The organism is Streptomyces sp. NPDC002911 (assembly GCF_053591835.1).
In genome coordinates this window covers 272,844-284,554 of the sequence record NZ_JBSFUO010000005.1, presented here as the reverse complement: position 1 = coordinate 284,554, position 11,711 = coordinate 272,844, and the positions used below count along the sequence as shown (strand labels likewise).

General features: G+C 71.1%; 7 protein-coding genes. 6 read left to right on the top strand and 1 reads right to left on the bottom strand.

Going from position 1 to position 11,711, the window contains the following annotated elements; genetic code table 11:
- Positions 1–7 precede the first annotated feature (7 nt).
- A complete protein-coding gene (locus tag ACWD04_RS11095) occupies positions 8–3,895 on the top strand; it encodes a type I polyketide synthase (protein ID WP_451130421.1) in 3,888 nt (1,295 codons plus the stop codon).
- Between the two features lie 102 nt (positions 3,896–3,997).
- Here ACWD04_RS11095 and ACWD04_RS11090 read toward each other — a convergent pair whose 3' ends face one another.
- On the bottom strand, positions 3,998–4,246 hold the full coding sequence (locus tag ACWD04_RS11090) for a hypothetical protein (protein ID WP_451130419.1): 249 nt from the start codon (positions 4,244–4,246) through the stop codon (positions 3,998–4,000).
- Positions 4,247–5,109: 863 nt separating this feature from the next.
- On the opposite strand from ACWD04_RS11090, the gene ACWD04_RS11085 reads away from it, so the two are divergent.
- The 5 genes from ACWD04_RS11085 (at position 5,110) to ACWD04_RS11065 (ending at position 11,288) form a co-directional block, all read left to right on the top strand.
- The gene (locus ACWD04_RS11085) at positions 5,110–5,913 is read left to right on the top strand and encodes an ABC transporter ATP-binding protein (RefSeq protein WP_451130417.1); all 804 of its coding nucleotides are present in this window, start codon (positions 5,110–5,112) and stop codon (positions 5,911–5,913) included.
- Entirely contained in the window at positions 5,913–8,423 is a 2,511-nt protein-coding gene (locus tag ACWD04_RS11080) for an FtsX-like permease family protein (RefSeq protein ID WP_451130415.1), read from the top strand. The genes ACWD04_RS11085 and ACWD04_RS11080 overlap by 1 nt, the downstream gene beginning before the upstream one ends.
- An 86-nt stretch (positions 8,424–8,509) precedes the next feature.
- Positions 8,510–9,784 (top strand): sensor histidine kinase, encoded by a 1,275-nt coding sequence (locus ACWD04_RS11075; RefSeq protein ID WP_451130413.1) that lies wholly within the window; start codon positions 8,510–8,512, stop codon positions 9,782–9,784.
- A complete protein-coding gene (locus ACWD04_RS11070; RefSeq protein WP_451130411.1) occupies positions 9,748–10,392 on the top strand; it encodes a response regulator transcription factor in 645 nt (214 codons plus the stop codon). Before ACWD04_RS11075 ends, ACWD04_RS11070 begins: the two co-directional genes overlap by 37 nt.
- Before the next feature lie 128 nt (positions 10,393–10,520).
- Entirely contained in the window at positions 10,521–11,288 is a 768-nt protein-coding gene (locus ACWD04_RS11065; protein ID WP_451130409.1) for a thioesterase II family protein, read from the top strand.
- Positions 11,289–11,711: the final 423 nt, after the last annotated feature.

Sequence of the window (11,711 nt, the reverse complement as noted above, 5' to 3'; positions counted from 1 at the left end):
GAGAACCATGGCCGAGTCCGAGAAGCCGGACACCAGGATGGTCGAGGCGCTGCGCGCCTCGCTGAAGGAGATCGAGCGGCTGCGGGAGCGCAACCGGGCTCAGACCGCCGCGGCCAGGGAACCGATCGCGATCGTGGGCATGGCGTGCCGCTACCCGGGCGGAGTCCGTTCGCCCGAGGACCTGTGGCGGCTCGTCGCCGAAGGCCGCGAGGGCATCGGCACGTTCCCCGACGACCGTGGCTGGGACCCGGACCTGTACGACCCGGTGCCCGGGACCCCGGGCCGCTCTTCCACGGGAGAGGGCGGGTTCCTGTACGACGCCGGAAACTTCGACGCCGCGTTCTTCGGTATCTCACCGCACGAAGCACTGGTGATGGACCCGCAGCAGCGGCTCCTGCTGGAAGGGTCGTGGGAGGCGCTGGAGCACGCCGGCATCGACCCGACGTCGCTGCGCGGCAGCCCCACCGGGGTGTTCGCGGGCGTCATGTACCACGACTACTTCGGCAGCTTCGGCTCCGGCAGCGTCGTCTCGGGCCGGGTCGCCTACACCCTCGGCCTGGAGGGCCCCGCCCTCACCGTCGACACCGCCTGCTCCTCCTCCCTGGTCACCCTCCACCTGGCCGCGCAGGCGCTGCGCCAGGGCGAGTGCACCCTCGCCCTGGCCGGCGGGGTGACCGTCATGGCCTCACCCGGTACCTACGTCGAGTTCAGCCGGCAGGGTGCCCTCTCGCCGGACGGCCGGTGCCGGTCCTTCTCCGACGACGCGAACGGCACGGGGTTCTCAGAAGGACTCGGTGTGCTGGTGCTGGAGCGGTTGTCGGATGCGCGTCGGCTGGGGCATCGGGTGTTGGCGGTGGTGCGTGGCAGTGCGGTGAATCAGGATGGTGCGTCGAATGGTCTGACGGCGCCGAATGGTCCGTCGCAGCAGCGGGTGTTGCGGCAGGCGTTGGTGTCGGCGGGGGTGTCGGCGGCGGATGTGGATGTGGTGGAGGCGCATGGTACGGGTACGGAGTTGGGTGATCCGATCGAGGCGCAGGCGTTGTTGGCGGTGTATGGCGGTGGGCGTGAGGTGCCGTTGTGGTTGGGGTCGGTGAAGTCGAATGTGGGTCACACGCAGGCGGCTGCGGGTGTGGCGGGTGTGATGAAGATGGTGTTGGCGTTGGGGGAGGGGGTGTTGCCTCGGACGTTGGGTGTGGGTGAGCCGTCGCGGAAGGTGGAGTGGGGTGCGGGTCGGGTCCGGTTGCTGGAGGAGGAGCGGGAGTGGGTGCGGGGTGAGCGGGTGCGTCGTGCGGGGGTGTCGTCGTTCGGGATCAGCGGGACCAACGCGCATGTGATCCTGGAGGAAGCCCCCGCCGAGGACAGCGCCGGCACCTCACCCCGCGCCGAGGCCGAACCCCCTGCACCGGCCGTGCTCCTGCCCCTGTCCGCCCGGTCCGCGCGCGCCCTCCCCGCACAGGCCGAACGGCTGCGCGACTTCCTCGACGCCCGCCCCGGCCTGCCCGTGTCCGCCGTCGCGCGGGCGCTGGGCACCCGGCGCGCGGCCTTCGGCCACCGGGCCGCCGTCGTCGGTGGCGACCGGGAGCAGCTCCTGGCCGGCCTGGACGCCCTCGCCACCGGACGCCCGTCGGCCTCCGCCGTCACCGGCCGGGCCCGCACCGGTGGCCGCACCGCCTTCCTGTTCACCGGGCAGGGCGCCCAGCGCCCCGGCATGGGACTCGAACTGCGCGCCCACTACCCGGTGTTCGCCGAGACGTTCGACGCGATCGACGCCCACCTGGGCCTGGACCTGGCGGGCGTACTGAGCGGCGACGACACCGAGGCGGTGCACCGCACGCAGTACGCGCAGACCGCCCTGTTCGCCTACGAGGTAGCCCTCTTCCGGCTGCTGGAGTCCTGGGGCGTACGGCCCGACGTGCTGGCAGGGCACTCCGTCGGAGAGATCGCCGCCGCCCATGTCGCCGGAGTGCTGGACCTGGCCGACGCCTGTACCCTGGTCGCCGCACGCGGCCGGCTCATGCAGGCCCTGCCCGAGGGCGGCGCGATGGTCGCCGTGCAGGCCGGCGAGGACGAGGTCCGCCCGTTGCTGGACGAACGGGTGGGCCTGGCCGCGGTCAACGGACCGGCGGCGGTCGTCCTGTCCGGGGAGCGCGAGGCGGTCCTCTCCGCCGCCGCGACGTTCGCGAAGACCAAGCGGCTCAGCGTCTCGCACGCCTTCCACTCCCCGTTGATGGACGCCATGCTCGACGACTTCCACGCGGTCGTCGAGCAGCTCACCTTCCACGAACCCAGCGTCGACGTGGTCTCGGCGCTCACCGGACGCACCGCCACCGGGGAGCAGCTGCGCGACCCGCGGCACTGGGTACGGCACGTGCGCGGCACCGTCCGCTTCTCCGACGCCGTCGCCGCCCTCGCCGGCTCGGGCGTCACCCGCTACGTCGAGGTCGGTCCCGACGCCGTCCTGACCGGGCTCGTCCGGCAGTGCGTCGGCGAGGGCGACGCCGCCTTCGTGGCCCTCGGCCGGCGCAACGGCGCCGAACCGGCGGTCCTGCTGGCCGGGCTCGCCCGGCTGCACTCCGACGGCCTGCCCCTGGACTGGGCGGCGCTCTTCCCCGGTACGGTCCGCGCCGAGCTGCCCACGTACGCGTTCCGGCACGAACGGTACTGGCTGAACGCCGACGTCCCCCTCACCATGGACCGGCCCACCGCGCAGCCGGCCGCCGGCCCGGCCGAATCCTTCACCCCCGCCGCGGTTCCGGACGCGCAGGGGCTGCGGGAGCGGCTGGCGGCGGCCTCGGATACCGAGCAGGAGGCCCTGCTGGCCGACCTGGTGCGGGCGCAGACCGCCGCGATCCTCGGACACGAGGGGCCGCAGGCCGTCGAACCCGACGACGCGTTCCTGGAGATCGGCATGGACTCGGTCTCCGCAGCCGAACTCTGCGGAGCCCTCGGCAACGCCCTCGGCGTCACCGTCGCGGCCGGGGCTGTCTTCGACCACCGCACGCCCGTCGCGCTCGCCGCCCACCTGCGCGAGCACCTCGCCGGGGGCGGCGAGGCCGAGCCGGCGGACGACGACATCGAATCGATCAGCGGGCTGGTACGGCGCGCGGCGGCCGAAGGCGGCTGGGAACGAGCCATCACCCTGCTGCACAGCGTGGCGGACATCCTGCCGGGCTTCTCCTCGGCGGCCGAGTTCGGCGACGTGAGCGATCCCGTGCGGCTGGCCACGGGAGACGCGGGACCCCGCCTGTTCTGCCTGCCCTCCCCGATGGCGCTGGGTGGCGCCCACCAGTACGCCCGGTTCGCCCGGCATTTCCACGGCGGGCGCGACGTCCTGGTACCGGACGTGCCCGGCTTCGTCCCCGGGGAGCCGCTGCCGCGCTCCGCCGCGGCGGTCGTGGAGGTCGTGGTCGAAGGCATCCAACGGGCCTGCGCGGACGGACGGCCCTACGTGCTGCTGGGCTACTCCTCCGGCGGGCAGTTCGCCTACGCGGCGGCCGAGGCGATGGAGAAGGCGGGCCGGCCGGCTTCCGGCGTGGTCCTGCTGGACACCTACCTGCTCGCCGACGACGGCACCGAACAGCTCCGGCGCGAGATGTTCAACGGCATGCTGGACCGCGAATCGTCCGTGGGCGGTTTCGGCACCGCGCGCCTCGCCGCGATGAGCCGCTACAGCGACCTGATCGCGGACTGCCTGCCGGGAGCACTGACCGCTCCGGTGCTGTTCGTCCGGCCCGAGGAGCCCTTCGCCCCCGGTCTCGACGGCTGGCAGGCGGTCTGGGAGGGCACGCACGAACTCGCCGAGGTGCCCGGCACGCACTTCACGATCTTGGAGGACCGGGCCGAGTCGACCGCCGGAGCGGTGGAGAAGTGGCTGTCCGGCATCGTGGCGACCTGACGCAAGGAGCACCGGAAGGAAACCGGCGGTCGTGAAGCACGCACCGGCCGCCGGACCCGCCGCGCGTCGCGGCGGCCGAACGGCCGCCGCGTCGCGGCTTCGTCACTCACTCGCCTCAAGGAAATGCGACATCCAGGCCTCGATATCACACCGAACACTGTCCGGATCCACACCCAAGCGCACAGAGATCTCTTCCGCGGCCACTTCTGTCTGCCAATCACTGCGCTGCAGGGCCAGCCACATCGTCGTGCCGCGAGGACCGCACCGGTGGCGTTTCCCGGTGAGCGGTACGAGCAGTTCCAGGTGCCCGTCGGGCTGCACGCTGGCGATCAGCCCGTGGTCATGCCCCATGCCGCACCGACCTCAATTGTGCGGTGCCGTAATACCTCTCGGCCGTGGGGAGGCCGGCTGTCCTGGACACAGAGAATCCTATCCCTTGACGGTTTTTCGGATGCTTCGACGTTACCCGTTCATCCACACTGTCGCACTGGCAGTGACCGCACTTTTACGGTGGGGTAAACGATTCGGACAGGGCGACGCCAGATGCACTGTCCTACGGGTATTTCTGCCCCCTTGACAGGGTGTCAGTAACACTTTCGAAAAAAATGCGCCGCACCTGAGATTTTCCCGGCCTGCGTTCGTGCGTCTGTCCATCCCCCGCCGATCGATCTGTCCAGCCACACCCTGCGGCATTCGGCCGGGCACCTCCTGGCCCGTCAACGGCGGGCCGGGACGCACCGGCGGCGGGCTCCCGCCGGCTGTCAGGCTCCGCCCGTTCTGGCTCATCCACGGTGCGGGGACGCATACGCCCAGCTCACCGCCGGGTTCGGTATCGCCATGACGACCGTGTACCGCTCCATGGTCGAAGCCGTCGACGCCCCGGCCGCCCCGCCCCGACCCCGGCCGAGGCAAGAAGACCTCGCGCAGGGGAACATGCGTGACCCTGGACGGCATGCTGCCGCCGGCCGGCCGCCTGCTGGGGGTCGCACCCGCGTCGCGGGGATCCGTCCACGGTCTCCTTCATCACGCCTCGACGTGAGTTGGAAATAGCTCCATGACATGAAACCGCCGCACGACTCCACATACATGCGGTACGGAGGTAGAGAAACCTCTACCTCGAATCGGCGGAATAAAGCCAATGTGCAGCGGCCCCGCCCCTCCTAATCTGATCTGCAGACACCGCGTGCGAAGCGCGTCAATCATTGGGGAGCCCGATGCACACATCACACGACCTCCGCCGGGCGGAGGCGGTACGACTGGACACCGTGTCGAAGATCTATGGACGAGGGGACAGTCAGGTGGCCGCGCTCCGGGAGCTCTCCTTGAGCTTCGCCGACGCCACCTTCACCGCGGTGATGGGACCGTCCGGTTCCGGCAAGAGCACGTTCCTGCACTGCGCCGCAGGCCTGGTCCGGCCCACCTCCGGAACGGTCACCGTCGGCGGCACCGACCTCGCCGGCCTGGACGACACCCAGTTGACCATGCTTCGCCGCGATCGAATCGGCTTCATCTTCCAGTCGTTCAACCTGCTGCCCGCTCTGACCGTGATGCAGAACATCACCCTGCCGCTGCAACTCGCCGGAAAGCGGCCCGACAAGAACCTGATCCGCACCGTCGTGCAGCGCGTGGGCCTGACCGAACGACTCGGCCATCTGCCGTCCGAGTTGTCCGGCGGCCAGCAGCAGCGCGTCGCCATCGCGCGCGCCCTGATCACCCAGCCCGCCGTGGTCTTCGCCGACGAGCCCACCGGAGCCCTGGACACCCGCACCGCGTCTGCCGTGCTCTCCCTGCTGCGCGAGTCCGTCGACACGGCCGGCCAGACCCTGGTCATGGTCACCCACGACCCGGTGGCCGCCTCGTACGCCGACCACGTGATCTTCCTCGCCGACGGCGCCTTCGCCGGCGAACTGCAGCGGCCGACGGCCGACGCGGTCGCGGCGCGGATGACACGGCTCGGCGCCTGGGAGGACGAGAACCGCCAGCAGGCCGCATCGATGACGTCCGGAGGAATGTACTGATGTGGCGGCTCGCCCTGCGCACCCTGAAGTTCCGGCGGACCAGCTTCGTCGCGACCTTCCTGGCCATGTTCCTCGGCGCCGCGATCGTCATCGGCTGCGGCGGCCTGATGGAAACCGGCGTCCGGATGGCCGCCGATCCGCTGCGCCTGAACGGCGCCCCGGTCGTGGTCACCGGCGAACAGTCCTACGACGGCGCCGCCCTGACCGAACGGCACCGCATCGACCCGGCGCTGGTCGGTGAGGTGGCCCGGGTGGAAGGCGTCGGCGAGGCCGTCGGCGACGTGTCGTTCCCCGCCACCGTTCTCAAGGACGGCAAGGCGCTGACCGGCGAGGACGCCTCGTACGGTCATGGCTGGGCCAGTGCCCGGCTCACCCCCTATGCCCTCGCCGCCGGTGGAACCCCCGCCGCCGGTGGCGAGGTCGTCCTCGACGCCGAGCTCGCCGAGAACGCCGGTGCCCGCCCGGGCTCCGTCGTCGACATCGTCGTCAACGGCGACACCCGGCAGTTCACGGTCAGCGGTGTCGCCGGCCAGCGCGGCGGCGGCAACCCAGACGCGGCGGTGTTCTTCAGCGACGAGCAGGCCCGCACCCTGGCAGGCGGCCGAATCGACTCGATCGGCGTACTGCCGGAGAACGGCGCGGACACGGCGGCGGTCGCCGACGTGGTGCGGTCCGCCGTCGGCGACCGGGCCGAGGTACTCACCGGTGAGCGGCGAGGTCTGGCGGAACTGCCCGGCACCCTCTCCAGCCAGCGCACCGTCGTGATCCTGGCGGCCATCTTCGGCTCGTCCGTGGTGCTGATCGTGATGTTCGGCGTCGCCAGCACCCTCGGGCTGTCGCTCCAGCAGCGCACCCGGGAGATGGCCCTGCTGCGGGCCGTGGGTTCCACCCCGCGGCAACTGCGCCGCATGATCCTCACCGAGACGGCGGTGCTCTCGGTGGGCTCGGTACTGCTCGCCCTGTACCCGGGCTATCTGCTCGGCCGGCTGCTCTTCGGCGTGCTCACCTCCAGCGGCGTCGTCTCGTCGGCGATCGTCTACCACGCCGGCTGGATGCCGATGGCCGTCGGCGCCGTCGTCACCGTGCTCGCCGCAGCCGGGGCCACCCGCTTCGCGGGCCGTCGCGCCGCCCGCACCGAACCGGTCGCCGCCCTGGCGGAGAGCGCCGCGGGCACCCGCTGGTTCAGCGTGCCGCGGCTGCTGATCGCGCTGTTCTTCCTCGCCAACGGCATCGGCCTCGCCATCGCCACCGCCACGGTGATGGAGGACGGCCCCACCCTCGCCAGCACCGCCGGACCCGCATCCGTACTGTTCTGCATCGGCCTGGCGCTGCTCGCCCCCGGCATCACGAAGGCGATGGTCGCCCTGCTGCGACTGCCGGTGCGCGCCTTCTCCGGCATCTCCGGCATGCTCGCCCTGCGCAACGCCGCCACGGCCAACGTCCGTATGGCGGGCGCCGTCGCGCCCATCGTCCTGCTCATCGGCATCGCCACCGGCACCCTCTACATGCAGGCCACCGAGGACGAAGTCTCCCAGCGCTCCTACGACCAGAACGTCCTGGCCGACTACGTCCTCGACTCCACCACGGGCGGATTCGCCCCCGGCGTCGTCGACCGGGTCCGGGCGACCCCCGGTGTGGCCGCGGCCTCGGAGTTCGTCACCAGCCGCGGATTCGTCGACGCACCCGGCGGGCCGGCCGACGCCGAACTGCGGGGCGTGTCCGCCGACGGCGTGCGGCAGAGCCTCGACCTGCGGCCTGTCGCCGGATCACTGTCCGGCCTGCGCGGCGACACCGTCGCCCTCTCCGACAAGAAGGCCGAGGAATACGGCGTGGGGGTCGGCGACCGGCTGCCGATGCGCCTCGGGGACGGCACCGCCGTACGCCCCACCGTCGTCGCCCTCTACACCGACAACCCCAAGCAGCAGTACGTGACCCTGCCGGTGGCGACCCTGGCCCCGCACACGAGCGACGGGCTCCCGCACCAGATCCTGGTCCGCTCCGAACCGGGCGCCCCGGCCGAAGTCCGCGACGCACTGGCCGGGCTGGCGGCGAGTGTGCCCGGCACCGAGCTGGACGACGGAGACTCACTGGCCGGCCGGAACAACCAGATTCAGCAGATCCTGGTCGCCGCGAACTATACGATCGTCGCCATGATCGTCGGATACGCAGCCATCACCGTCGTCAACACCCTTGTGGCGGTGACCCGCAAGCGCCGTGCGGAGTTCGGCCTCCAGCAGCTGACAGGGGCGACGCGCCGCCAAGTGCTCGGCATGCTGACCGTCGAGGGCGTACTCATCGGAATCATCGCCACGGTCCTCGGCACGATCGCCGCGGCGACCACCATCGTGCCCTACAGCATGGTCAAGGCCGACTCCTACCTGCCCTCCGGATCCCTCGGGATCTACCTCGCCATCGTCGGCGGGTCCGTGGTGCTGATCTTCGGCGCCACCCTCCTGCCCTCGTGGCGCGGCATGCGCACGCCCGCCGTCGACGTGGTGAAGGCCGCGTGAGCCGCATCCCAACCGGGCCGTCCCCGGCACCCCCGTACGGGGACGGCCCATCCCTCGCCCTTCCTCGCGGATGGGAGGATGGGCGCATGCGACTGAGCCGGGCCGCCCAGGACACACTGGTCGGCGCACTGATTGCCGCCGGAGCCCTGACCTCGGTCGTCCTGTTCGTCACGACCACGTACTTCGTCATCATGTGCGTCATCGGGATCGGCTTCCTCGCCCTGCCCCACCTGACCACCGCGGTGCGCTGGCTCTGCGACCTGAACCGGCGCGCCGCCGCACGCTCCGGAGTCCCGGTGGAACGGCCGTACCGGCCCGAGCCGGAAGAGATCGAACAGGACATCGTCGGCTGGGTGCGCCGCTGCAAGTGGATCCTGGCCGACCCGGCGAGCTGGCGGGACCTGCTGTGGTTGCTCCTCAACAGCGCCGTCGGCCTTCTGCTCGGCTGCGCCCCGGCCGCGCTGCTGTACTACGCGGCGGAGGGGCTGGCGCTGGCCTGCGGACTGTGGCGGCCCGTCGCCGCCGACGGCGTAGGCCGCTGGTACGCGTTCATCACCGTCGACAGCTGGCCTGACGCCCTCGCCGTGGCCTTGGCGGCACTCGCCGTGTTCGCCGGCTGGCTGTACCTCAGCCCCTGGGTGCTGAAGGGCTACGCCTACTTCGTCCTGTTCCTGCTGGGCCCGACCCAGCGCGCCCGCCTGGACTCCCGGGTGCGGCACCTGTCGGAGACGCGCTCCGGCGCGCTCGACATCCAGGCCGCCGAACTGCGCCGCATCGAACGCGATCTGCACGACGGCGCCCAAGCCCGGCTGGTCAGCCTCGGTCTCACCCTCGGCGCCGTCGACCGGCAGTTGGACCGGAACACCGACGAGGCCCGCCGGCTGCTGCACGATGCGCGAAGCTCCTCCGTGCAGGCGCTGCGTGAACTGCGCGGCCTGGTCCGGGGGATCCACCCCCCGGTGCTGGCCGAGCGCGGACTCGCCGACGCCGTAAGGGCTTTGGGCCTGGCCAGTCCACTGCCCGTCACGGTCATGGCGGACGTGCCCGGAAAACTGCCCGATCCGGTCGAGTCCGCCATCTACTTCTCGGTGTCGGAGCTGCTGACCAACGCGCTCAAGCACGCCGATGCCCGACAGGTCGAGGTGGCTCTCCGGTACGCGGACGGCGCCCTGCACGGGCAGGTCACCGACGACGGCCGAGGGGGCGCCGAGATGTCGGCCGGGAGCGGCTTGGAGGGTATCCGCCGGCGGCTGGCATCCTTTGACGGTGTCCTGGAGATCAACAGTCCCCCGGGCGGTCCGACCGTCATGAAAATGGAGTTGCCGTGCGCGTTGTCCTCGCCGAAGACCTCTTCCTCCTGAGACAGGGAATCATCCAGCTGCTGGAGGCCTACGACTGCAAGGTGGTCGCCGCCGTCGACAACGGGACCGACCTGAGGCAGGCCATAGCCGAACACCGTCCCGACGTGGCAGTGGTGGACGTCCGCTTACCACCGACGTTCACCACCGAGGGCCTGCAGGCGGCCCTGCTCGCCCGCCGGGAGCAGCCCGGTCTGCCCATCCTCGTCCTGTCCCAGCACGTCGAGCAGATGTACGCCCGCGAACTGCTGGCCGACGGTACAGGCGGCATCGGCTATCTGCTCAAGGACAGCGTCCTCGACGACGGGCAGTTCATCGACGCCGTCCGCCGGGTCGCGGCCGGCGGCACGGCCATGGACCCCGCCGTCGTGGCCCAGCTGATGACCTCCCACTCCCGCGACGAGCCGCTGTCCGCGCTCACAGCCCGCGAACGCGAGGTGCTGGAACTCATGGCGGAGGGATGCTCCAACACCGCCATCGCCCAACGGCTGACCGTCACCGAGGGCGCGGCGGCCAAGCACATCTCGAGCATCTTCTCCAAGCTCATGCTCCCCCCGTCGAGCGACAACAACCGCCGCGTCCTGGCGGTCCTGGCCTACCTCAACGCGTGAGTCCCGCCTACCGCCCCCCGGCCAAGGGGGGCGGTAGGGGTGTGGCCCACGCACCCGGCCGGTGAGACTGTTGGGGCACGCTCGGTGCGGCAGGTCCGCGCCGCCGCAACGAAGGGAACCCGCACCCCATGACCACGCCGGCTGAGCTCAACCGCCTGTGGATACGCCGCTACCACCCCCGTCCGGACGCGGCGGTCAGGGTGGTGTGTCTGCCGCACGCGGGAGGCTCGGCGAGTTTCTACCGGCCCGTGTCGGCGGGCCTGCCCGCCGACACGGACGTGCTCGCCGTGCAGTACCCGGGACGACAGGACCGGCGGGCCGAGCCCTGCGTCGCCACGATCACCGAACTGGCCGACCAGGTGACCTCCGTACTCCTGGAGTGGGCGGACCGCCCGCTGGTTCTGTTCGGGCACAGCATGGGCGCGACCCTCGGCTTCGAGGTCGCGCGTCGGCTCGAGCGCGACCACGGCGTCGTGCCGCACGCTCTGTTCGCCTCCGCGCGCCGGGCCCCCGGAGCGCCCCGCACGGAGACCGTCCACCTCCGGGACGACGACGGCATCGTCGAGGAGATGAGGCTGCTGAGCGGTACGGACTCGGCCATCCTCGATGACCCGGAACTGATCCGCATGGCCCTGCCGGCGATCCGCGCCGACTACCGCGCTGCCGAGACCTACGTCTACGAGCCGGGCTCCGCGCTGCACTGCCCCGTGTGGAGCCTCGTGGGCGACAACGACCCCAAGGTCACCCTCGACGAGGCACGGGCCTGGTCGAAGCACACGGAGCAGGCCTTCGAGTTCCGCGTCTTCCGGGGCGGCCACTTCTACCTGGTCGCGCATCAGCAGGAGATCATCCGCATGATCGCCGACCGTGCGGCGGTACCGGCGGTCACCGGCTGACCGGGCAGGCCGGCAACGTCAGGCTGGGGGCTGCGGTGGCCACACCGACTGCCAGGCCGTCCGGATCTTCCCGGACGGCCATCGCGGCAGTGGGAGGATCGAAGGAATCCACCACGTTCCGGGTGAACAGACCGATTACTCACCCACATGCGCCGGGACAGCTGGGCCATGTCGAAGCGCAGCCTCCTGCTGTGGTCCGCCGCCCAACAGCTCACGCTGCGGACATTCGGTCCCCGACCCACGGGAGCACAGCAACATGCCCGCACACCAGCCCATTTGATCTGCGGAATTCGCGACGCACACCGCTCATTCCGGCAACCGTGAGACCGAGCTCGCTCGTGCGTCGTCATGCATGAGCGGGCATACCTGGTCCTTTCGGACGTGTGGCCGAGGCGGTCCTGACGATACGGGTGGTGCGGCGTT